Annotated in this window: 21 protein-coding genes; 9 read left to right on the top strand and 12 right to left on the bottom strand. The window is 54.1% G+C overall.

The window, feature by feature from the left end:
- The first annotated feature begins 286 nt into the window (after window positions 1-286).
- From G9Q73_RS18680 to G9Q73_RS18645, 8 genes are all read left to right on the top strand, one after another.
- A complete protein-coding gene (locus G9Q73_RS18680; RefSeq protein ID WP_500814668.1) occupies window positions 287-1,711 on the top strand; it encodes an isochorismate synthase in 1,425 nt (474 codons plus the stop codon).
- Window positions 1,704-3,431 carry a 2-succinyl-5-enolpyruvyl-6-hydroxy-3-cyclohexene-1-carboxylic-acid synthase gene (menD, locus tag G9Q73_RS18675; RefSeq protein ID WP_177421127.1) on the top strand — a complete coding sequence of 576 codons (1,728 nt, stop codon included), beginning with the start codon at window positions 1,704-1,706 and terminating at the stop codon, window positions 3,429-3,431. Before G9Q73_RS18680 ends, menD begins: the two co-directional genes overlap by 8 nt.
- A 17-nt stretch (window positions 3,432-3,448) precedes the next feature.
- Entirely contained in the window at window positions 3,449-4,165 is a 717-nt protein-coding gene (locus G9Q73_RS18670; protein WP_177421126.1) for a DNA alkylation repair protein, read from the top strand.
- A 40-nt stretch (window positions 4,166-4,205) separates the two neighbouring features.
- A complete protein-coding gene (gene menB, locus G9Q73_RS18665) occupies window positions 4,206-5,036 on the top strand; it encodes a 1,4-dihydroxy-2-naphthoyl-CoA synthase (RefSeq protein ID WP_177421125.1) in 831 nt (276 codons plus the stop codon).
- Entirely contained in the window at window positions 5,033-5,896 is an 864-nt protein-coding gene (locus G9Q73_RS18660) for a 1,4-dihydroxy-2-naphthoate polyprenyltransferase (protein ID WP_177421124.1), read from the top strand. The genes menB and G9Q73_RS18660 overlap by 4 nt, the downstream gene beginning before the upstream one ends.
- A 1-nt stretch (window position 5,897) precedes the next feature.
- Window positions 5,898-6,689, top strand: coding sequence for a mandelate racemase/muconate lactonizing enzyme family protein (locus G9Q73_RS18655; protein WP_177421123.1), 792 nt, complete (start codon window positions 5,898-5,900; stop codon window positions 6,687-6,689).
- Between the two features lie 650 nt (window positions 6,690-7,339).
- Window positions 7,340-8,335: a mandelate racemase/muconate lactonizing enzyme family protein gene (locus tag G9Q73_RS18650; protein ID WP_177421122.1), complete on the top strand. Its 996-nt coding sequence runs from the start codon at window positions 7,340-7,342 to the stop codon at window positions 8,333-8,335.
- A gap of 4 nt (window positions 8,336-8,339) precedes the next feature.
- The gene (locus tag G9Q73_RS18645; RefSeq protein ID WP_177421121.1) at window positions 8,340-8,747 is read left to right on the top strand and encodes an acyl-CoA thioesterase; all 408 of its coding nucleotides are present in this window, start codon (window positions 8,340-8,342) and stop codon (window positions 8,745-8,747) included.
- On the opposite strand, the gene G9Q73_RS18640 is transcribed toward G9Q73_RS18645, so the two are convergent.
- On the bottom strand, window positions 8,731-10,185 hold the full coding sequence (locus G9Q73_RS18640; RefSeq protein ID WP_177421120.1) for a class I adenylate-forming enzyme family protein: 1,455 nt from the start codon (window positions 10,183-10,185) through the stop codon (window positions 8,731-8,733). The two genes, G9Q73_RS18645 and G9Q73_RS18640, sit on opposite strands and share 17 nt — an antisense overlap.
- Window positions 10,186-10,299: 114 nt before the next feature.
- On the opposite strand from G9Q73_RS18640, the gene G9Q73_RS18635 reads away from it, so the two are divergent.
- The gene (locus tag G9Q73_RS18635; protein WP_177421119.1) at window positions 10,300-10,983 is read left to right on the top strand and encodes a c-type cytochrome; all 684 of its coding nucleotides are present in this window, start codon (window positions 10,300-10,302) and stop codon (window positions 10,981-10,983) included.
- A 55-nt stretch (window positions 10,984-11,038) separates the two neighbouring features.
- On the opposite strand, the gene G9Q73_RS18630 is transcribed toward G9Q73_RS18635, so the two are convergent.
- From G9Q73_RS18630 to G9Q73_RS18580, 11 genes are all read right to left on the bottom strand, one after another.
- Window positions 11,039-11,533 (bottom strand): hypothetical protein, encoded by a 495-nt coding sequence (locus tag G9Q73_RS18630; RefSeq protein ID WP_177421118.1) that lies wholly within the window; start codon window positions 11,531-11,533, stop codon window positions 11,039-11,041.
- Window positions 11,534-11,783: 250 nt separating this feature from the next.
- Window positions 11,784-12,611 carry an ABC transporter permease gene (locus G9Q73_RS18625; protein ID WP_177421117.1) on the bottom strand — a complete coding sequence of 276 codons (828 nt, stop codon included), beginning with the start codon at window positions 12,609-12,611 and terminating at the stop codon, window positions 11,784-11,786.
- A complete protein-coding gene (locus G9Q73_RS18620) occupies window positions 12,611-13,180 on the bottom strand; it encodes a nitrous oxide reductase accessory protein NosL (RefSeq protein ID WP_177421116.1) in 570 nt (189 codons plus the stop codon). Before G9Q73_RS18620 ends, G9Q73_RS18625 begins: the two co-directional genes overlap by 1 nt.
- Complete coding sequence (locus G9Q73_RS18615) at window positions 13,170-14,051, bottom strand: ABC transporter ATP-binding protein (RefSeq protein ID WP_177421115.1); 882 nt, start codon at window positions 14,049-14,051, stop codon at window positions 13,170-13,172. The genes G9Q73_RS18620 and G9Q73_RS18615 overlap by 11 nt, the downstream gene beginning before the upstream one ends.
- A 102-nt stretch (window positions 14,052-14,153) precedes the next feature.
- Window positions 14,154-15,125, bottom strand: a complete 972-nt coding sequence (locus G9Q73_RS18610) for a NapH/MauN family ferredoxin-type protein (RefSeq protein ID WP_177421114.1) — start codon at window positions 15,123-15,125, stop codon at window positions 14,154-14,156.
- A gap of 1 nt (window position 15,126) precedes the next feature.
- Window positions 15,127-16,026, bottom strand: coding sequence for a 4Fe-4S dicluster domain-containing protein (locus tag G9Q73_RS18605; protein WP_177421113.1), 900 nt, complete (start codon window positions 16,024-16,026; stop codon window positions 15,127-15,129).
- A gap of 156 nt (window positions 16,027-16,182) precedes the next feature.
- Window positions 16,183-17,544: a nitrous oxide reductase family maturation protein NosD gene (nosD, locus tag G9Q73_RS18600; protein ID WP_177421112.1), complete on the bottom strand. Its 1,362-nt coding sequence runs from the start codon at window positions 17,542-17,544 to the stop codon at window positions 16,183-16,185.
- Window positions 17,541-18,725, bottom strand: coding sequence for a hypothetical protein (locus G9Q73_RS18595; RefSeq protein ID WP_246345399.1), 1,185 nt, complete (start codon window positions 18,723-18,725; stop codon window positions 17,541-17,543). Before G9Q73_RS18595 ends, nosD begins: the two co-directional genes overlap by 4 nt.
- A 137-nt stretch (window positions 18,726-18,862) precedes the next feature.
- A complete protein-coding gene (locus G9Q73_RS18590) occupies window positions 18,863-19,645 on the bottom strand; it encodes a c-type cytochrome (protein ID WP_177421110.1) in 783 nt (260 codons plus the stop codon).
- Window positions 19,646-19,855: 210 nt separating this feature from the next.
- On the bottom strand, window positions 19,856-20,173 hold the full coding sequence (locus tag G9Q73_RS18585) for a c-type cytochrome (RefSeq protein ID WP_177421109.1): 318 nt from the start codon (window positions 20,171-20,173) through the stop codon (window positions 19,856-19,858).
- A gap of 279 nt (window positions 20,174-20,452) precedes the next feature.
- Window positions 20,453-21,553: a cupredoxin domain-containing protein gene (locus tag G9Q73_RS18580; RefSeq protein ID WP_304956624.1), complete on the bottom strand. Its 1,101-nt coding sequence runs from the start codon at window positions 21,551-21,553 to the stop codon at window positions 20,453-20,455.
- Window positions 21,554-21,677 lie beyond the last annotated feature (124 nt).

Genomic DNA, 21,677 nt, shown 5'->3' with positions numbered 1-21,677 from the left:
AATAAAGGCTCAGACCGCCGCCATTCGATCAATGCATCCCTCTGTGCCTGCAGGCTCCAGGGTAAGGTATTGGGTCAGATCAAAAGTAAAAACGCGCCGACCAGCCCGAACCACACTCAGCAACAAAAACCCTTTTGTCTGTTCATCGTCCTGTTATCTCTCAATGGTTGTATTTGTCAGACCCTACTACGCAAGAGAGTTCCTCGCGGATTCTTTCGCCACAGTCCCACAATAGGCCATACATAGAAAAAAACGTAATGCCTGGCCAGCATGAAATCTCCTTCCTATTTCTGAATCAGGTACCATTAAGTCCATACGACCGTCAGGCGCCATTCTCCGAGCGCGTCCAGAAAACTCCAGAAGGTGCTGCAAGACCAAAACAGCACCCTCAGATCAGGTCGTCACTCTGACGCTGCCCCTGCCCGAGATCCACTTGCACAATCTGTCGGCCATGGCTGACGACAACTGGTTTTTCTGGGCCAAACCCGAACAGGATGAATATGTCATCGGCATCGGGGATGCGCTGACTGTCACCACATCCGGAGACGACCGGTTGAAACGACTGGCAGCCGCATACAAGCAGTTGCAAAGCCGTTGGATACGGCTCGATCCTGAACAGACCTCCTGTCACCCCATCGTTTTCATCGGCTTTGCCTTTGCACCCGACGACCCTATGGATGCGGCATGGAAAGGTATGCCCAACACCGGTCTCTTTCTCCCACAACTGCTGCTGCAACAGAGTGACAACAGCTGTGTACTCTCCTGCAGTTGGGACAGCAGCGTCGAAAACAACAGAGACGTCATCCTGGGGCAGTGGATCGGACGCCTCGAAGAACTGATTACCACACTGTCACATAAACCGGGACCATCGGGACAACGCACAACCTTGACCCGGATTGAATCGACCCCGACACCGGATAAGTGGCTGAGGTTGGTTGAGCAACTCCAGTCCGGGATAACACGCGGCGAACTGGAAAAAACTGTGCTGGCTCGACATATCCGGGTGCAGGCCCAGCACACACTGAGTCCTGTACAGCTCTCTGCAACCCTGAACTGCCTCTATCCCCGCAGTCTCCATTTCGCCACCCGTTTCAATGGGGTAACGCTGACCGCCGCCACGCCGGAACGACTGCTCTCCTGCCGAGGCTCAGAGATCATCTGTGATGCGGTCGGCGGCACAACACAGCGCAGCGCCGAAGAGAACAGAGATTTGGCATTCGGCCAGGCACTGCTGTCTGATCCCAAGACGGCACATGAACACCGTGTCGTGATTGATACCATCAAACAGGCATTGACCCCCCTCTGCTCCCATCTGCGGCACCCCCAAAAGCCGCAACTGATGCCACTTCGAAACCTGCAACATCTCTGGACTGAAATTCGAGGTGAGATAAATCCTGGTATCGGCCTGTTGGATATCGCTGCCAAACTGCACCCCACCGGCGCGGTGAATGGTGCACCATCCGGAAAGGCCTTTGCCTGGCTGCAGCAGAATGAACCACTCAACCGGGGTTGGTATACTGGCGCGGCAGGGTGGCTGAGCGCATCTGGAGACGGAGAGTTGGCCGTACTCCTGCGTTGCGCCCTGCTCGATGGTGACTGTGCGGAGCTCTATGCAGGCGCCGGAATTACCGCCGGTTCAGACCCTACTGCCGAATTCAAGGAGACAGAGTTGAAATTCTTTGCAATGCTGGAAGCATTGGAAAATGCCTGAACCTACGAAAGGCGTAAATGAAGATACCGCAACCCTCAATCTACGCTGGGCAGACGCACTGATCGACGGGATAGTGGCTACTGGCATCCATCATGCCGTAATCTCTCCCGGCTCCCGCTCCACGCCGCTGGTGCTTGCGATTGAGCGGCGACACGACATTTCCAGCTGGCACCATCCCGATGAACGCAGTGCGGCTTTCTTTGCACTAGGTCTCGCCAGCCACGACCGCAAACCGGTAATCGTGATCGCCACCTCAGGCAGCGCTCCCGCACACTGGTATCCCGCCGTTATCGAGGCAAACCGCGGGAACATCCCCCTGCTCCTGCTCAGCGCCGACCGGCCACCTGAACTACAGAATTGTGGCGCCAACCAATCTGTCGATCAAAACCAGCTGTTCGGCTCCCACGTACGCGGATTTCACGATCCGGGACCCGCTACGTCCGAGGCAATAGACTATATCCGCGCCCTGGGGGTTCGCGCCGGCCACCAGGCCTGCTGGCCCAATCCCGGGCCGGTGCATCTCAACCTTCCCTTCAGAGAGCCACTGGCACCAAAGCAGTTTCCCGAATTGCCCAAAGCAGCAGCCAGGCAAACACCACCGACGCCATCAATCCTGCCGGATGTGAATCAGACGACAAACATCCACACCTGCCTATCGGGCCGACCCGGAGTGATCGTCTGTGGAGCCAATGCCCATCACGCCAAGTTCCCGGATGCCGTGACAAAACTGGCCAAAGCACTGGGAGCGCCGATTCTCGCCGACCCACTCAGCCAGCTGCGTTTCGGCAATCATGACCTGTCGCACATCATCAGTCGCTATGACGGTTTTCTGCGCAATGCGGATTTCCGTCAACAGCATCAACCCGCATGGGTATTGCGATTCGGCGTAGCGCCCGTTTCCAAAACCCTGCTCAACTATCTGGAGGGGAGTGATGCCCCCGCCCTGCTCTGTGACCCTTTCGGCAACTGGCCCGACCCGCTGCATCAGGTGACGGAGATGATACGCGCCACGCCGACGCTGTTGTGCCAAAAATTGCTGGAGATGAATCCTGTCCCTGCCGGGGATCACTGGTTCAATGACTTTGCCGCTCAGGAGAGGGCGTTAAACAGCCGGCAACCTGCCCCTGAATCTCTCCCCTTTGAAGACAAAATCATCGGCGATATTTTCGATTGCATCCCATCCGGCGCCACGCTATTCAGCGGAAATTCCCTGCCCATACGCCAACTCGACAGCTGGAGCGGCACCGCCGGCAAGACGATCCGTATCCTCGCCAACCGGGGCGCCAGCGGCATCGACGGTAATATCTCCACCCTGCTCGGTATCGCGGCTGCCAGCAATGAGCCGGTAGTCGGGTTGCTGGGAGACCTGACCTTCTTTCACGACATGAATGGTCTGCTGGCCATGCGGGATTTGGACGCGACTATTATCCTGCTCAACAACGGCGGCGGCGCCATCTTTGGCCAGCTGCCGCAGGCCGAACTGAAAGGCTTTGAAAAACACTGGTTGATGCCCACGGGCCTGGATTTCTCTCACGCGGCGCAGCTGTTTGGGATCGACTATCGCCGTATTACAAAACAGGCCGAATTCAGACCCGCTTTGTGCGAGGCCATTGCCGCAAAACAGGGTACGATCATCGAGGTCATGATCGATCGCAAATTGAGCCGGCAACGCCAGACTGACTATTGGCAATCGATCACTGGTGAACGGAGCCAAGCTTAACCCCCATTCCTTAATCAATGTCCCATACAAAAGAGATTTCAGCCCTGCGTAGCGCCTTGAAGTCCCGCATCACGCCCGGCAAGGCCGAGATACTGCAACGCTTTTTCAAGACCGGTCCCGGCGAGTATGGCGAGGGAGACCGGTTTTATGGCGTGGTGGTGCCGGATCAACGCAAGGTTGCCAGACAGTTCAAGACCCTTGCCCTTCCAGCCGTGGAACAGCTTCTGCAGTCGGCGTTCCATGAAGAGCGCCTCACCGCCCTCTTCATCCTCATCCAGCAGTTTGAGAAGGGCGAGCTTGCGGCAAAGAAAAGGATCTATCAGACCTATGTCCGCAACATGAAGTACATCAATAACTGGGATCTGGTTGACAGCTCCGCGCCCCATATCATCGGTGCCTGGCTGGAACAGCGCGACAGGTCTCAGCTCTACGAATGGGCTGACTCGGATGACCTTTGGCAAAGACGCATCGCCATGCTCGCCACCTTCCGTTACATCAAAAACGGGGAGTTCGAAGATGCGCTCAATATAGCCGGGAAACTGCTTGATGACTCCCACGACCTGATCCACAAAGCAGTCGGCTGGATGCTCAGGGAGATCGGCAAACGGGATCTCCCCAGAGAGATCCAATTTCTCGATCGCCACGCTGCAACCATGCCACGCACCATGCTGCGATATGCCATAGAGAAACTGCCGGAACCTCAACGACAGGCCTATCTGAAATTGAAACCCTAAGCCTGTTAGAATCGTTTTTTTAAAACACTCAGGGCAACCCATGCAGACCCCCATCAGCTGGCAGACGCCGCCGAACCTGACATTCGAAGATATCCTCTACCACCAGTCGGGGGGTATCGCCAAGATCACCATCAACCGGCCCCATGTTCGCAACGCCTTTCGGCCGGAAACGGTGGAGGAACTCAGCCAGGCGTTCCGCCATGCCCATCTCGATCCAAAGATCGGCGTCATCATTCTCACCGGCGCAGGTGATCTCGCTTTCTGCTCCGGTGGGGATCAGAAGATTCGCGGTGACGGCGGTTATCGGGACACCAAGGGTGTGGAACACCTCAACGTACTGGAACTGCAACGGCAGATCCGCACACTGCCAAAGCCCGTGGTGGCGATGGTCGCAGGTTATGCGATTGGCGGCGGCCATGTACTGCACCTGATCTGTGATCTCACCCTCGCCGCAGACAACGCCCGCTTCGGCCAGACGGGGCCGCGGGTGGGCAGTTTCGACGGTGGACTGGGCGCGGGACTGCTGGCCCGCACCGTGGGAGTAAAAAAGGCCAAGGAGATCTGGTTTCTCTGCCGCCAGTACGATGCACAGCAGGCACTGGATATGGGGCTGGTCAACAAGGTTGTACCCCTGGCGGAACTGGAGCAGGAGACAGTAGAGTGGTGCCGTGAGATGCTCACCCTCTCCCCCACCGCTCTACGCGTACTCAAGGCATCATTCAACGCCGAAACCGACGGCCTCTCAGGCATCCAGGAGTTGGCCGGCAACGCCACTGCCCTCTTCTATCTCACGGATGAGGCTCAGGAGGGGCGCGACGCCTTCGTGGAAAAACGCCCGGCGGACTTCGACAAATTCCCCCGCCGCCCATGAAACAGTGGCTGCTCGCCATACGCCCAAAAACCTTGGGCATCTCTCTGGTGCCAGTATTGGTGGGCAGCAGCCTCGCCTGGACGGAAACTTCGCAATTCAGCTGGCTGACCGCCGTTGCCGCCCTACTCGGCGCCCTGCTGATTCAGATCGGCACCAACCTGCACAACGATGCAGCGGATTATGAGCGGGGGGCCGACACGAAAGCTCGCCTGGGCCCCGCCCGCGCCACGGCAGAGGGCTGGTTCACTGCCGCAGAGGTCAAGCAGGCAGCCTATCTCAGCTTCGGCGCGGCTTTTCTTATCGGAATCTATCTGGCCTGGATAGGGGGCTGGCCGATCGTCGCCTTGGGACTCATCTCCCTTACTGCGGGTTATGCCTATACCGGCGGTCCCAAACCCATCGCCTATAGCGCCTCTGGTGAACTGTTCGTCTTTCTCTTCTTTGGGCTCGCTGCAGTGATGGGCAGCTACTATATCCAGACCCTGACGCTATCCCTCAATGCCTTTGCCACAGCCTGTGCGGTGGGATTTCTGGCCGCAGCTGTTCTGCTGGTCAACAACTACCGCGATCTCGATACCGACCGGATCGCCCACAAACTAACCTTGGTCTTCCATCTGGGCCGGAAGCGCGCCAGGGTACTTTATGGCTTCCTGGTATTGGCGCCATTTCTGCTGCCTCTGACAATGAGCAAAGAGAGCCCCGGCATCTGGCTACCGCTTATTGTTCTGCCCTGGGCCGTTATACTCTTGCGACGTTTCATCTCAACTCCTGCCGGTCCGGCATTCAATCAGTTGCTGACCCACACCGCACAACTACAGCTTATGTTTGGCCTGTTGTTGAGCTTGGGACTGCCAATCTGAAATGCACATTCAATCGGCCCGATTGATCCCCTATTCACTGCCGCTCAGGCAGCAGTGGCAGAGCAGTATGGGTGGATTTAGCGAGCGAAAGGGCTGGATGATAGAACTCTCCTGTACAAATGGCGCCAAGGGCTATGGGGATTGCGCCCCACTGCCGGTTTCCGGAACCGAGCCACCAGAGGTTGCAAAACAGTGGTTGGAAAAACAGCTATCGACCACGGAGGGAAAATCGCCCTCTGAACTGCTACGGAGATGCACTGCGGGCATCCCACAACCCCCTGCAGCCTGTTTCGCCCTGGAGACCGCACTACTCGATCTCATTGGTCAGTCTGAACAAGTCACACTGCGCCACTGGCTCAACACAAAAGCCACTGACCACGTTTTGGTGAACGCAGTAATCGGCACCCTGGACGACTCAATAGAAAAGCGGGCACTCTATAAAATAGAGCAGGGTTTTACGACCTTGAAGATAAAAGTCGGTGTAAGGCGTCCGCAGGATGAACTGGCCCAACTGCATGAACTGGCACAACAACTAGCGGAAAAGATCAGACTCAGACTGGATGCCAACCGGGCATGGAACCTCCGGGATGCGGAGTACTTTATTGATGGCGTTCGTGGACTGCCCATCGACTCCATTGAAGAGCCACTGAGTGAACCTGATCTGAAACTTCTGGCAAAACTACAGCATCGGGCCGACTGTTCACTGGCCCTTGATGAATCGCTTGCGCAACTTCATATCGACAAGCTCCTGGTACATCCTCCAGTGAAACGATTCATCCTCAACCTATGGTAATCGGTGGCCTACTTGCGCCAGAAAATCTTGCCGAATCGGCAGCAGCCGCTAACGTGGAGTGCGTGGTCACCACGACTGTCGACAGTGCGGTAGGCGCAATTTTCAAGTAACCGTTTCAGTTGGCGGCGGCCATTCCTCCTCCCGACATCTGGCGTGCAGGGTTTGGCCACTAGTGAATGGCTGGCAGAGGACATCGCAGAACCCCTTGGTTACCAACGGTGAGATGGTACACCTGATACGCATCGGACTTGAATCACCCAATCACCACAGCCCAACGTTATGCCTACCTACGAATATCAATTTACTATTCCACAGCATGACATCGACGCGGCCGGAGTCATGTTTTTTACGCACATCCTGCGCCATGCACATAATGCCTACGAAGTATCTGCGGCGATATCGGTTTTGAACTGAAAATGCCTGATCGAAAGAGAACCCGTAGCATCTGCCTTGATCCATACTGAAGCCACATTTCTTCTCGCCCAATCAGGCATAGCAATACGTAACTGAACGAAGCACAACAATACAACTGTTGGCTTATGTTTCAATTGCTGTTGAGCTTGGGATCGCCAATCTGAATGCACATTCAATCGGCCTGATTGATCTCTATTCACCGCCGCCTGGTAGGCAGTGGCAGAGCAGTATGGTGGATGAAGGAGCGAAAGGGCTGGATGATAGAACTCTCCTCTGGTACGCAAATGGCGCCAAGGGCTATGGGGGATTGTGCCCCACTGCCGGTTTCCGGAACCGAGCCACCAGAGGTTGCAAAGCAGTGGTTGAAAGAACAGCTATCGACCACGGAGGGGAAATCGCCCTCTGAACTGCTACGGAGATACACTGCGGGCATCCCACAACCCCCTGCAGCCTGTTTCGCCCTGGAGACCGCACTACTCGATCTCATAGGTCAGTCTGATCAGATCACACTGCGCCACTGGCTCAACACAAAAGCCACTGACCACGTTTTGGTGAACGCAGTGATCGGTACACTGGACGACTCAATAGAAAAGCGGGCACTCTATAAAATAGAGCAGGGTTTTACGACCTTGAAGATAAAAGTCGGTGTACGGCGTCCGCAGGATGAACTGGCCCAACTGCATGAACTGGCACAACAACTAGCGGAAAAGATCAGACTCAGACTGGATGCCAACCGGGCATGGAAGCTCCGGGATGCGGAGTACTTTATTGATGGCGTTCGTGGACTGCCCATCGACTCCATTGAAGAGCCACTGCGTGAACCTGATCTGAAACTTCTGGCAAAACTACAGCATCGGGCCGACTGTTCACTGGCCCTTGATGAATCGCTTGCGCAACTTCATATCGACAGGCTCCTGGTACATCCTCCAGTGAAACGATTCATCCTCAAACCTATGGTAATCGGTGGCCTGCTCTGCGCCAGAAAACTTGCCGAATCGGCAGCAGCCGCTAACGTGGAGTGCGTGGTCACCACGACTGTCGACAGTGCGGTAGGCGTACTGGCAACTGCTCAGTTGGCGGCGGCCATTCCCTCCTCCCGACATCTGGCGCAGGGTTTGGCCACTAGTGAATGGCTGGCAGAGGACATCGCAGAACCCCTTGCTGTCATCAACGGTGAGATGGTATTACCTGATACGCACGGACTTGGAATCGGCCCAATCACCACAGCCTAACGTTATGCCTACCTACGAATATCAATTTACCGTTCCGCTACATGACATCGACGCGGCCGGAGTCATGTTTTTTACGCACATCCTGCGCCATGCACATAATGCCTACGAGGCATTCATGGCGGATATCGGTTTTGAACTGAAATGCCTGATCGAAGAGAACCAGCATCTGCCTTTGATCCATACCGAAGCCACATTTCTTCGCCCAATCAGGCATGGTGATAAGGTCTCCGTTCAGCTGCAAGTGGCAACGATTGGAGATAGCGCCTTCACTGTCAGCTACAGCTTCCATAATCAGGATGAAAATGAACTGGCGAAGGTGGAGACCAGTCACGTCCTGATCTCCCCATACAAAGGAGAACGCCGACCTCTGCCGGACGACCTGCGGGAGGCGTTGTCTAACTATCTGCCTTGAGTGCCTTCCGATCCAGCTTTCCCAAACGGGTTAGCGGCAGCGACTTCACCTGACAGAACTCCCTGGGACGCAGTTTGCCCGGTAGATTGGTACGTGCCCAGGTTTCAAGCGTCTCAGCGGATATCGTACCGACATAATATGCGACTAGCCGATGGCCCCACAGCGGATCGTCTTTCCCGATTACACCAACCTGCTCCAGCCCCTGACACTTCAGCAGCAGCGATTCCACCAGGGCAGGATGAATGTTGCTGCCGCCGGAAACAAGAACGTCATCCGCACGGCCGACTACCCGCAGGCGACCCGCTTCATCGAACTCCCCAAGATCGCCCGTTTCGAACCAACCCTGCTGCAAACCATCTCCAGGATTCAGTTGCGAATTGACATAACCTGCCATCACCGCAGCTCCCCGCAGACGAATTCTACCTGCCGGAGTCTGGCTCAGCGCAACCTCAAATCCCTCCAACGGCATGCCTACCACACCCGCATCCAATCCAGCGCGAACAGTGTTATCCGCCACGCAGAGTGATCCGGTCTCACTCATTCCATAGCTAACAACAATCGGCCAACCGAGACGGTGGGCACGTTCAGCAAGAACAGTCGAGAGCGGACCTCCACCAATCAGGACAACACGCAGGCTTGCAGGCGGTGGCCCCTGGCTCACATCGAGCAGACTCGCCAGCATGGCAGGCACCAGCGATATATGACTGACTGACTGATGACAAATATCTTCCCATACCCGCGCGGCATTAAACCCCTGATGCAGCAGCATCGCAGCACCGACACGCAGGCAGCGTAGCGCGATAATCTGGCCTGCAATATGGGCCATCGGCATACAATTCAGCCAACAATTACCCGATTTGAGATCAAGGTATCTCGTGGCCACAGTTGCACTGGCAGCCAGATTGGCGCCTGTCAACATTACCCCTTTTGGCTCCCCCGTGGTGCCACTGGTAGTGATGACCAATAACACGGTTGAACCGTCTTGAATTGAGTTGGGCTCCACTCCAATTTGATGAGAGAGCGCTGCCTGTTCCAACAAACTGGACGCAGGGATGTAATCAACCTCTGCGAAGAAATCCGCCATCCCGTTATCCACAACGGCAAATCGGCAACCACTCTGCCGGATCAGCGGCAAATACCTTTCTGCCGGGATAGATGGATCAAGGGGCAACAGCGCAAACCCCATTTTCAGGGCCGCATGAAACAGCAACAGTGACATCCAGCGACTTTCGATGCAGATAGCCACCACACCGGAAACTCCAGCTTGAGCCAGGCGGATGCAGACAACATCCACCTGTCGTTCCAGGCTGACATAGCTGGTTATTTCACCATCCAGCAAAACTGCCGGGGATTCAGGAAACCCGATAGCTGTTTCCGATAGCCATTGCCCCGGCAATACTGATAACTCAGGTGGACTTGATGGTTTGAACTTCATCATCGAAAGTTGATCTACGTTAAAGCAGAGAGGGCCGACACCCTGATCAAATACCTGCCGTGATTCGGATATACCCTGGCTATAACAGACAGATACCAAACCATAGAAAAGAGCGCAATGACCCGCCTTAACAAACCACACAAAATAACCCTGCTCTTCTGCATGATATTTTCAATGTCGGCTGTGGGCCATGAATACGATCCGGAAAATGGTGAAGAGATCAATGAAGTTTGCGCTGGATGTCACGGTGAATTTGGACAGGGCGGAAAAGGTGGTGAATATCCACGTCTTGCGGGCATGCCGAACGTATTTACCGCAAAACAACTCCACCTGTTTCGTGACCGCAAACGCCCCAACCTGGCAATGGTCGAGTATATCGACGAACGCCAGATGCCGGACAGTGATATCCAGGATATCTCCCTCTATCTGGAACAGATCAAACTAAAAACAAGACTCCCGCCCGCCGACGAAAATGACCCGGATTTCAATGCCTATGCCCGCCTGTTGGAATCGAAAAGGCTGATGCAGATTCCTCGTGCCAAGGGGGATATCGTGCGTGGTAAAAAGAGCTACCGTAAGGAGTGCGGCTCCTGCCATGGCCGCGACGGCTGGGGCGACCTAAAAAAGGCGGCACCTATGCTGGCCGGGCAGTATACGAACTACCTCTGGCGTCAGGTGGAAAAGTATCGCAAGAGAATCCGCATCCATGATGAGAGCGAGCCCGATGAGGAGTTACTGCTGGACTTCAGCGACGAGGAGCTCACAGACATCTTCGCCTATCTATCCATTTTGGATGACTGAGATGGCTCCACTTGGGGCCATGCATACTTATCCATCCATTTGACCAGAAGAGTGACTAATTGCCAGGCAGAGACGTACCTGGCTTGACCGTGATAAATCGGTAAGGTGCAGCAACCAAGCCATCTTGCGTTTTGACCAGCACCTTGGCCTCCCACTCCATGGCATCACGCACACAGACAGGCAGCATCCCTTTTCCTGCAAAACGTCCATCTCCCTGATTTGCCAGCGCCGGTCGATTGAAGCCCATATTCATATCGACCCCACTGAAATCCACCACGACCTGCTCCGCCTCCAATCCCTCAATCTCGACCACCAGTTGAATAGGTTTCACCAGAGGCAAAGTGCGAGGTTCAATAGAGAACGAAATACTGCTGCCGTCTGGCAACTGGGATTTACAGGGACCTGCGCGCAGATCGCACTCTGCATCAAGAGAGGCGGAAATCAACACTTCCGGATGCAGTAGAGGCCAGACTTTATAGATGGCAACTGCCGAAAAAGCTGCCAGGAGGAACCCGGCGACCAGCCAAAGGAGGGAGTTTTGTTTTTTCATGATTTCTAAAGAAATAGGTTAAAGGCTAAAGGCTGGCAAATCGAAGATTTGCCTGAATCTTGTGTCAAACAGGTAGGCCAGATCAAGCGCAGCGGATCGGGCATCCAGGCTTTTGCAGAACGCTTTTGGTTGTGCCGGTTCCGCTGCGCTTGAACCGCCTACGGTACACCAAGCTACAGGGTTCAGCCTATCCGGAGGCACAGTCACCTTTAGCCTTTCACCTTTCACCTTTCGCCTTTAACCTTTCTTTTCAAGGCAAATCACTGCGTTTAAACAGCAGATAACCCAACCAGGCACAGCCGGTACCCAGCAGAATCGGATAGACAATAGCGTAGGCGATATAACCCGCTTGGCCAAAATTATCCAGGATCACATAAGCCGTTGGACCGAGCAACACCAGTTGCGGATCAAACAGCATCATGGTGGCGGTACGGAATACCTGCATCGGGTTGGCCAGTGCGATAGCCACCGCGGTCTCCGGCGGCAGATGTTCACGAATCATCACACCGAGCAGTATCAGGTCGAGAAAGAGCAGCAGACTCAACCAGACGACAAAAGCGGCACCCTGTGCTACGTCGGAGGAGCGTGCAATGGTTGAAATCAACATACCAATACCGAGAAAGCACCAGGCGAGAGACATGAGCAGGCCGGTATAGTAGACCAGCAGCTCCCACGGCACTTCAGACCCTTTTATTGTTCCCCAGACAACCGCGCCCACCATCGCGAGCAACACCGGCAGGAAGACAACGAAAAAACGGCCAAACACCCGCCCCCAAAACCAGGCGCTCAGTGTGATCGGCAAAGAGAGGAGATATTCAAAGATGCCCGCCTCCCGATCCCCTGCCACAGAGCGTACCGTGGTGATCAATACAAATACCGGCAGTATCGCCATCGACAACTGGATATAGGTGATCAGCAGACGGGAGAGACCGGTGAAACCCATGATGCGGGACTCGGCCAGGCCAAAGGCAAAGAGGATCACCACCAAACCGCCAAACACCATGGAATAGACCATGAACCAGCGGGCTCGCAGGGATTCGATTATGTCTGTGTAAGCAGTAAGCCAGAGATATTTCATCAGTGTTGGTTCTTTGGAATGATTGGAGGTGGAGCCTGCTCCGCCTGTTTGGCCTTGCGCCTGGCATCGCGTCGCTCCGCCTGCTCTTTCAGTCGGTCAAGCAAGTGAACGCCATGAATGCTGAAACGCTTCTCCACTTCGATGACGTGCAGTTTCGCCTGGGCAAAATTGAGTCCTTCCGGCGTCGGATCTGATTGGGCGCCCAATCCGTACTCCATCGGTGTAATCTTCTCTTTTACGTAGGTGGCGGTGCGCGCATCGATCCAGTCGCCGGTACGAAAATCGGTAACCCAGATCTCTGTCTTCGGATCATCCTTCCATGGCTGGGTGTCCAACCAGAGCATTGCACAACCGATATCGTCAAAACCTACCACTCTGGAGCGTTTGCCTTCTGGAAAATAGCGAATCTGGGCGGAATAGTGCCGGTCGCTGAGTACCATGCGACAGCGTTCACAGGCAACCCGATCCCATTTCACCTCTTTGGGGCCCGTACCCGGATCACCGGAGCAGGCAGTCAGGAGAAGAATAGCCAGCCCCGCAAGCAGGCCGTAACTGCGCTTAGCTGACATCGGCAGCCGCCACCTGCTCCTCGGCCTCCTCCATCTCTATGCCGGCAAGCAGTGCCGCATAGCGGGAGAGAACGCCAAGAAAGCGCAGCCGGTCCGGGCCGGCAATATAGCCTTCCCAGGTCACGCCGTCTGCACCACCCTGAAATCCCCACTCTCCGATAGTCTTGGCAAACGCCGCTTCGGGCTGAGTCAAACGCAACCGGCAACGCAGACGGGAGGAGAGTTCCACCAGGTCAGCAACACGGTCATCGAGGACCACTTTGCCCTGATCCATCTCGATAACCCGGTTTACGAGCGTAGCAACCTCATCCAGACGATGACTGGAGATCAACATCGCCGCGCGTTCCTGCTTCTCCGCCAGCAGCTGAAAAAAGATGTGCCGGGCATCCGGATCGAGATTGGCTGCGGGTTCATCCATGACCAACAGCTCACTCTCCCGCCCGAGGGCGATGGCAATCAACAACTTCTGTTTCTGTCCACCGGAGAGTTTCACGAAGGGATGGTGGCGAAATTGTTCTGCATCGAACCCAAGCTTTTGTGCCACATCGCGCATCCAGGCAGGATCGGATTCACAAAGGCTGGCGGCAAAGCGAATCAACTGCCCCACCGGCATGCGCAGAGGGGGTGGCAGTTGCGGCACAAAACCGACCTTGGAGAGCACTTCACGCCGCTGCTTGCGCGGGTCCATGCCGTCCACCAGCACCCGGCCATCACAAGTATACTCACCCAACAGGCAACGTATCAGCGTCGTCTTACCGGCACCGTTTGAACCCACCAAAGCGACCCTGTGTCCCCGCTCAATCGTCAGGTTCACACCTTTAAGTACTTCGTTGCGTCGAAATCGTTTTACGATATTTTCAAACTGAATCATCAATCATCGCAACCCGGAAGACGCTTGCGGCATCCGGGAACAGAATAGCTAAATCATTGGCAGCCCCGCAGTTTGCAAGCTTCATGCGGGCCGTATCGTGGATCAGAGCAGTTTACTCAAACCTTTAAATTCATAGACTAAGGAGCCAGTGGGACAGACATCCACACACATTCCACAACGGGTACAGTCCGCACCTACATCCTGATTAATATCATAGGCTGCCCCACGGATAGTCAGATCGAGCACATGAGGCACCATACAGATCTTGCGGCAGTCGCCTTCGTGGTGGCAAGCTTCGGCATTGTACTTTACCCGCAGCGGAGACAACACACCCACGACGCCGTAGGTGACGCCAATTGGACAAACATAACGGCACCAGGCGCGACGGGAGTAGAAGACTTCGAACAGCAGCAGCGCTCCCACCCAGATCAACGCAACACCGGGTCCATAGATCAGGGCGCGACTCAATATACCAGTAGGAGAGATGGTCTCGAAAACGGTATATCCGGAGATCAACGCGAGCAAGGCGAATATTACGTAGAAAACACCACGGACTTTGCGGTTGAATGTGTGATTCTTGATCAGCTTCTTCTTCACCAGCCAGAGGTGGAGATATTCCGTCCACTCAGCCAACAGATGGTAGGGGCAAACCCAGGAGCAAAAGGTGCGGCCACCGAGCAACAGCCACATAATAAAAACCGTGGTTGTTCCGATCACCAGATTCAGCACGATGTGCTTATAAGCCAAAGCCACCTGCAGCGCTGAGTTGAGATCCGCCATGTGAAAACCCACAAAGCGTGACGCGGTGAGTGCGCCCTCCAGCAGCTGTACGTCAAAATAGTAGGAGACGACAAAAAGCACATTCACCAGTATCAGGGTAATCCAGCGCCGTCGCTGCCATTTATTACAGCAGGCATTGTGGTGCTCGTGGCGCACCGCCTCGACATCCGCCTTGGAGAGATTGCCTTTTTTGCCCTGATAGATCTCTAACAGCTCGGGTGGCTGCTCCTCCTTCGAGGGCCGTCGGGGTTTGGCGCCAAATATCTGCGACAGGGAGTCCATAATGTATCGCATATCAACCTCCCAACGTATCAGCAGTTTTATCCAGATCGATCACAATTGCAGCGGATTCCACCGGACAGATCATTTCACAGACACCGCAACCAACGCATCCCTCCTTGATCACGGGTTTCATCCGTGTCTCCCCATTGGGTAATTCGAAAGGTTCCAGCGCAATGGCGTGCTTGGGTGGACATTCGTTGCCATGCTGTTCCGCAACCCGGGCAATTTTGCCTGTGTCTCCAGAGGCTTCGGCCTGCTTCGCCTTTTCCGCACACTGGGTAATACGAATCTCGATGGGACACTGTCGCACACAGAGATCGCATAGCTCCAGGTCGTAAGGGTGATCCGCCACCAGGATGGGATTCCATCGGTCCACTTCGTCATAGCGTAACAGCCCCTTATAATCCGGTCCCCTGGCCTGACCTTTGAAACCTTTACCCTGTACTGCAAGGCAGGCCCTGGGGCGGGCGAGACGAGCAAAGCCCATGCGGGTATCAGCAGGATAGTCGAGATGATGGGTCAAAGCGCCAGTTGGGCAAGCCAGCACACACTGCAGCCCGTCGCAGGAGAAGTCGCAGGCTTGAGCCCGGGCATCGATATAGGGAACACCGATACCAAAACCATCTTCAAGATCCGCCAGTTTGATGGCATTGACCGGACAAACCTGCACACACTGGCCGCACTTGATACAGGAAGCAAAAAACTCCTGCTCATCGAAAGGGGCTTTGATCGCACCGGGGGGACGCAGCCGGATGGATGTTCCCTGCACCACAGGAATGATTCCGAGCAGAGAAACACCAACAACGCCTACGGTCAATACTGTGGAACGCAGAAATTCCCGTCGGCTCTGCTCTTTCCGTTTTGGCGAGAGCTTTTTGTTGGCTTTGGGTTTTTTTGTCGTTTTGTCACTCATTAGAAACCCTGCCTCCAGAATTTTGTGTTGTTGCTACCTATCGATAAGTAGGCCGGTTCAAGCGCAGTGAAACCGGCAACCCCATCTGTTTCGACATTTCGTGAATGCCCGATCCGTTGCGCTTGATCAGGCCTACAGGAAGCAGTTATCCAACGGCTATCGGCCCAGCGATTCTCTAAGCGCCCTCAGCGGATCATACGCGTCTTGACCTTCTACGTTTTCGCCCCCGGTTGTTTCGTCTATTACAGCGGGTTCGCTCTCCTGCCCGGCCTCAGCAACAGCCAATTGCACAGCCATCATCGGCCGCTTATCTCTAACCAGCATATTGGGATTTGAAAACGGGGCGAGTCGCTCCAGAAAATCCATCACTTCCAATACCGGCGAGCCTTTGAAAAAACGAGCAGGCGGCACATCCATCCAGATTCTGTCGGCATAACTGTATAGCTCATAGGGCTTATCACCCACGCCATCGCGATTCTGGTCAAAACCTTGGTAGTCGTCCCAATAGTTTCCGAACCAATCGTTCCTATTTGCTGTTTTACCCGCACCGGAAACTGCAACCTGGGTAATATTCCCCTTAAAACTATTGCCTTCCAGGACATTTCCCGTCCAATCATTCAAGAACAGCATACCAATTCCACTATAGGCGATCAGATTATTCTTCAGTCGATTGGTTGTCTCAGGATCATAAGGCGAGATATCCAGATAGATGCCGGTGGCGCAATAGAGAATCTGATTGCCGATGATATCCACGTCGGACGTCTCTTTAAAACCAATGCCCATCCCAGTCGGGCCTTGAGCGTGGGCGATATAGTTATTCTTCACCTGTACACCGTCGCTGTACATCAGGAAGATACCCACCGAATTGTTTTCGTAGTGATTCTCAATCACCTCATTGAATTTCGAATACATGAAATGGAGGGAGTATCGGCCACCACGGGAATCGTTACGGGCAATCAGATTATCTGCCGAGTACCAGACAACCATGTCCCGGGAATTCCGGATGACATTGTCAGTAATCTTATTGTTGAAACTGTACCAGAGCCGAATGGAATCACCCCGCATGCCAAGATCGAAAGGCTTGGAAGAGATGCGGTTTCGCTGCACGATGTTGTTTTCTGACTGCTGGAGATCAATGCCAAACAGGGTATTGTCGATGACATTATCCTTGATGACATTGAAATTACCACGAACCTGAACCCCCGAATCGATATCGTTGTGGGATTCACCAGAGTTGGTCAGATGCAGATTTTTCAGGGTTGCACCATCAGTATCCAGATAGATGACAGAACCCTTACCACCGGCATCGATGGTGACCTTCCCCTGACCATCGATGGTAATGGCGCTCTCAATGGTAACCGGCCCGGCATAGGTGCCGGGCGGCGGAATCAGCGTACCTTTAGGGTCAGCCGCATCGACCAGTGCCTGAAAGGAGGGGTAGGCCGCCTGGCTGCTGCCCAAAGGCAGCAGCAGAGAGACAAGACAAACCAGCGCATGCGACCAAAGCGATGGCTTCAATCACTCAACTCCTTAAACTGCTTCTTACGGATCAATGCCGCCACAGCCAGTACCACCGACGTTAGCAGCATCAAGAAGAAACCTATAGAGGGATAGGAGTGGGTCGTAAACTGAGCCACCTTACCATCACCAAACACTGTCGGCATGAAGGGTTTGACCGAAAAGGCGCCCATATCATTCAGGGTGTGCCCATACCACCAGAGCCAGGCAGAATAGTCGATGAGGAAGAAGAGAGGCAGCGCCATCGGCACCAGTACCAACAGCCAATAGAAGAAGCTATTGTTCTTGCGTGCACCGACTACCACAACCACCATCGCCGCCAGCAGACCAAAGAAAACAACCTTGATTGCCGTTTCCAGGGTGGCGACCATCGGCACGATCTCTTCCTGGTTATTGAAATAGCGTCCCAGGCTTTTTCCATAGTGCCAGGACATCACTTGGAATGAACTGCCGTTCCAGGGCTGCAGCTTATCCGACTTGACCTGGTCGATATCGTAGGTTGTCCTGAGCTGTTCGATCAGATGTGCCTTGCTGGCATGGGTCTTGTCGGCCTTTGCCTTTGCGGCTGCCACCTCAGATGGAAGGATAACCTCAACGCCGGACGCCTCCAGCGAACTTCTCAGGACACCGGTAATGCCACCGATCACGATTTCGGGTTCCGACGACTCGCCGGCCGCCTCCTGGTCAAGAGAGGTCACCAGTGCAGTGACAAATCCTTCATTCTGCAGATTAAAACCCTCTTCACCATACATGCTGAGATACATCCAGAGAGCGATACCTGCAAAACCTGCACTCATCAGTGCCATGCGGATTTTTGGTTTGGTGCATAAAAATCCCAACAACATAACGACCATGAACACCATCAGAAACTGACCAAAGCCTCGCTCTACCGGACCACCAGCAGCGATGGGATACATGCCGACATAGTGGTTGATGGTGTCCATCTCATGCACACAATCGAGTGCTTCATCTTCAGTAATTTCAGCCTTGTCTTGCTTTTGACAACCGTTGAAGACGCCATTCATGTGAAAATGAATTCGCACACCATCCGGAAAGGACTCTTCAGGGTAGTTGGGCGCGGTGAGAGAGACCCACCAGATCGGGCTATAGAAGATGACTGCAAGCAGACCTACAGCGATTAGAGAGAGTATTGCGACTAGGAGCGTTTGCTTGTTTTGCATAATCACTGACATTTTGTTGATGAGTCCCCCGGAGGGACTCCAGGGAACTCTGGAAGAAGCACCTTAAGCGACTTCCTGGGAATTTAGAGGGAGAGCCTGTACCGGATTTTCCAAACATCCGGTACAGTTGTCATTGATCAATCGTAATCAGGATTCTGGTAATCTTTGGAAGGTGCGAGATCCTTGGCGGGAACTTTCTGACGGGATACGTAGTTGATGACCATCTGCATATCCTTGTCGGAGAACCCTTTGATCTGTTTCACCATGTCGGGGTTAGCATTACGGCGTTTGCCGTCGCGAATCCACTCAAACTGGCGCAGCATATAAGAGTAGTGCTGACCATGGATCTTGGGATAGAACTTATCCTCCATGCCTTCTCCGTTGTCGCCGTGGCACTGGGTGCAGTTGTCGGCATAGAGTTTTTTGCCCTGGGCAAACTCTGGAAACAGTTCATTCCAGGGACCTTTGCCATTATCCGGGTTCATGGGTAGCTTGGAGATGTAGTCGGTGACATCGGCAACCAGTTGAGCTGGATCCATCTCACCTTCGTGATAACCTGACACAGCCAGAATCTGTTCATCCAGCGCAAAAGGGTACATGGTGGGGTTGTCACGGTTCTTGGCGCGGATATCGGTCAACTGTTTGACCAGCACACTGCGATGCTGTCCGGCCAGTTGAGGAAAGGTACCGTCCTTCAGGCCCCAGCCTTCCAGCAGATGGCAGGCGGAGCAGACTTCATAGACTACGATGCCACGTGGCTTGTCGGGGGTCAGGAGCATGGCTTCAGTCTTCTCACCACCCGCCTTGTTCCAGTCTTTGACATCCTTTACCTGGGCGGCGCCCTCTCCAGCAAAACTGCTGGCGGAAACGGCTAAACCCAAAGCCAGTGAAAGGGTCGTCAATACAGATTTAATACTCATTAACAGTTTCTCCTGTTCCCCGGTGTCGGGGTACAAACACATTCTTAATGCACACCAGGCCGCCGCTGCGCCCCCTGTCTGACCGGAAATTCAACATCCGTTCCGGAGGCGGATTCTTTCACATGGAATATTAGCGTTCTTTGATATACATCAAACCCGCACCAGGACCAATCCAACGCCGGGATTGAACTCAGTGCAGGATTATTTGGGCTACAGAGTGGCAAGCCAGTCTGCGATCGCGCGCATCTCGTCTTCATTAACCAGTCCCATCACACCCTTCATGGCAGCGGTCTGGCCGTTGTTGCGAGCACCGGACTTGATGTCTTTCATCTGGTTAAAGGCGTAGTCGGCGTTTTGGCCAGCCAACCTGGGATACATGGGCATAATTGGGGTTTTGGCATCTTTTCCATGGCAGGACCAGCAGGTCTTGGCCTGGAAGAGCGCAGCTCCATCAGCAGCAACTGCATTACCAATCCCTCCAAGAGAGAGAGTCACGGCTACTGCGGCAAAAGTGATCAATTTCAACATGGGTATTTCCTCTTTATTCAGACAATACGCCCCTCTTTGGGCAACCTATTCCATAGGATGGGAGTCTCTCACCGGGTAAAGGTTCCCGCATTGAGAAACATCAAATATAACCCCTCTATATTAGTGCGGCTTATAGTGGATATCACCTGGTTTTGAATCGCTATCAGGAGAAAATCCAGCTAACCATACAGCTATAATTCTCGGCCAAATTACCATCTATAAACAAGAAAGGGGACCGTTAGGTCCCCTCTCCCTTTCAGGTTAATTGCTTCTCAGCAATTATTTGGCCTTTTTTACTTCGACCTTTTTGGCGCCATGCTCCTCAAGGAAGGTTTTGGCACGCAGACCCATGTCTGCGGTCTTGACCTGGTACTGCCAGTGCTGACCCGCCCAAAGCGTCGCGTTCTGGTAGTCACCCTTTGCGGCATAGCCCTCAGACTTCTTCTTGGACTCTTCAGCAAAACCAAGCTGGTCGAATGCGTCCTCAACCAAGGCTACAACTTCAGGGAAGTCCTTGTAGTTGTGGGCGGTGATAAAGGCCACCACCGAGTTGATTATAGCCTGGGTGTCGATATTGACCTTGACCTGCTTGTCAAAATCAGCCTTGGTGTACTTCTGACCTTCCGTCATCTTCGCGCCAGTTTTGGCCACATAACCCTTGGGCTTGACCAGCAGGTAACCCTGCATCTCCAGATGGAGGGCGGAGCAGAACTCGGTGCAGTAGTAGGGATAGACACCGGCCTTATCGGCTACGAAGGTGGCGGATACAGTCTTGCCAGGCTCAATCGAGAGGTTGACGTTCTGGCTGTACATGGCGAAACCGTGGGTCTCATCCTCAGCACGTTCCAGGTTGGTCAGATGGATCGAGACAGTCTCACCCTCTTCGACCTCGATGATCTCAGGCGTGATATGGGAGCGGATAACGGTACCGTAGACATGCACTACACCGTCTTTGCGTACCACTTTCTCGCGCCCTGCACGGGTCTTCCAGGGTGATATCTTGTTGGTACGGCTGTCCCAACCGGATTTGTAGCGAACCGCAGGTTTCAGCTTGTCGGCCTTGATGGCCACCACGTAGTGGGGTTCACCCAGGGGTATCGGCATATCGTAAAGCAGCTGCATCTTGTCGCCGCTAATATCGATCAGCTGATGGTTCTGCGGATGCAGGGGACCGACAGGATTGAATCGATCAATGGCCAACTTGTTGAGGGCGACCAGATACTTGCCGTCAGGAGAGACGGAGTCGCCTTCCATTGTCAACAAGTGACCGATGTTGTAGTGGATATGCAGTTGATCCAGCACCTTACCTTCGCAGTAGTCCCACTTGGTGACCATGGAATCCACATAGATAAAGTGCAGACCACTGCCTCTTTGAATCATACCCAATATGCGGGACCAGACCTGCCAACACAATTGTGCAGGTATCCTTCATGGAAGGATCAGGATGCAGAAATTCATAGCCTTCGAACTTCTTGCTGTCGATGGCTCTTGATCTTGGGCTGGC

It is taken from the genome of endosymbiont of Lamellibrachia barhami, from assembly GCF_011947365.2.
Classification (GTDB): Bacteria; Pseudomonadota; Gammaproteobacteria; order Chromatiales; family Chromatiaceae; genus QGON01.
Note: the sequence above shows the minus strand (reverse complement) of the source record. Positions and strands in the feature narration are given on the sequence as shown.

What these genes read in the sequence shown, in the direction of transcription:
- G9Q73_RS18590 (WP_177421110.1), bottom strand. Translation starts at nt 19,645, where the DNA reads ATGAGTATTAAATCTGTATTGACGACCCTTTCACTGGCTTTGGGTTTA.
- G9Q73_RS18640 (WP_177421120.1), bottom strand. Translation starts at nt 10,185, where the DNA reads ATGATGAAGTTCAAACCATCAAGTCCACCTGAGTTATCAGTATTGCCG.
- G9Q73_RS18585 (WP_177421109.1), bottom strand. Translation starts at nt 20,173, where the DNA reads ATGTTGAAATTGATCACTTTTGCCGCAGTAGCCGTGACTCTCTCTCTT.
- G9Q73_RS18580 (WP_304956624.1), bottom strand. Translation starts at nt 21,553, where the DNA reads ATGATTCAAAGAGGCAGTGGTCTGCACTTTATCTATGTGGATTCCATG.
- G9Q73_RS18615 (WP_177421115.1), bottom strand. Translation starts at nt 14,051, where the DNA reads ATGATTCAGTTTGAAAATATCGTAAAACGATTTCGACGCAACGAAGTA.
- G9Q73_RS18645 (WP_177421121.1), top strand. Translation starts at nt 8,340, where the DNA reads ATGCCTACCTACGAATATCAATTTACCGTTCCGCTACATGACATCGAC.
- G9Q73_RS18655 (WP_177421123.1), top strand. Translation starts at nt 5,898, where the DNA reads ATGCACATTCAATCGGCCCGATTGATCCCCTATTCACTGCCGCTCAGG.
- G9Q73_RS18595 (WP_246345399.1), bottom strand. Translation starts at nt 18,725, where the DNA reads ATGCAAAACAAGCAAACGCTCCTAGTCGCAATACTCTCTCTAATCGCT.
- G9Q73_RS18635 (WP_177421119.1), top strand. Translation starts at nt 10,300, where the DNA reads ATGACCCGCCTTAACAAACCACACAAAATAACCCTGCTCTTCTGCATG.
- G9Q73_RS18605 (WP_177421113.1), bottom strand. Translation starts at nt 16,026, where the DNA reads ATGAGTGACAAAACGACAAAAAAACCCAAAGCCAACAAAAAGCTCTCG.
- G9Q73_RS18660 (WP_177421124.1), top strand. Translation starts at nt 5,033, where the DNA reads ATGAAACAGTGGCTGCTCGCCATACGCCCAAAAACCTTGGGCATCTCT.
- G9Q73_RS18610 (WP_177421114.1), bottom strand. Translation starts at nt 15,125, where the DNA reads ATGCGATACATTATGGACTCCCTGTCGCAGATATTTGGCGCCAAACCC.
- G9Q73_RS18670 (WP_177421126.1), top strand. Translation starts at nt 3,449, where the DNA reads ATGTCCCATACAAAAGAGATTTCAGCCCTGCGTAGCGCCTTGAAGTCC.
- G9Q73_RS18625 (WP_177421117.1), bottom strand. Translation starts at nt 12,611, where the DNA reads ATGAAATATCTCTGGCTTACTGCTTACACAGACATAATCGAATCCCTG.
- G9Q73_RS18650 (WP_177421122.1), top strand. Translation starts at nt 7,340, where the DNA reads ATGAAGGAGCGAAAGGGCTGGATGATAGAACTCTCCTCTGGTACGCAA.
- menB (WP_177421125.1), top strand. Translation starts at nt 4,206, where the DNA reads ATGCAGACCCCCATCAGCTGGCAGACGCCGCCGAACCTGACATTCGAA.
- G9Q73_RS18620 (WP_177421116.1), bottom strand. Translation starts at nt 13,180, where the DNA reads ATGTCAGCTAAGCGCAGTTACGGCCTGCTTGCGGGGCTGGCTATTCTT.
- G9Q73_RS18630 (WP_177421118.1), bottom strand. Translation starts at nt 11,533, where the DNA reads ATGAAAAAACAAAACTCCCTCCTTTGGCTGGTCGCCGGGTTCCTCCTG.
- menD (WP_177421127.1), top strand. Translation starts at nt 1,704, where the DNA reads ATGCCTGAACCTACGAAAGGCGTAAATGAAGATACCGCAACCCTCAAT.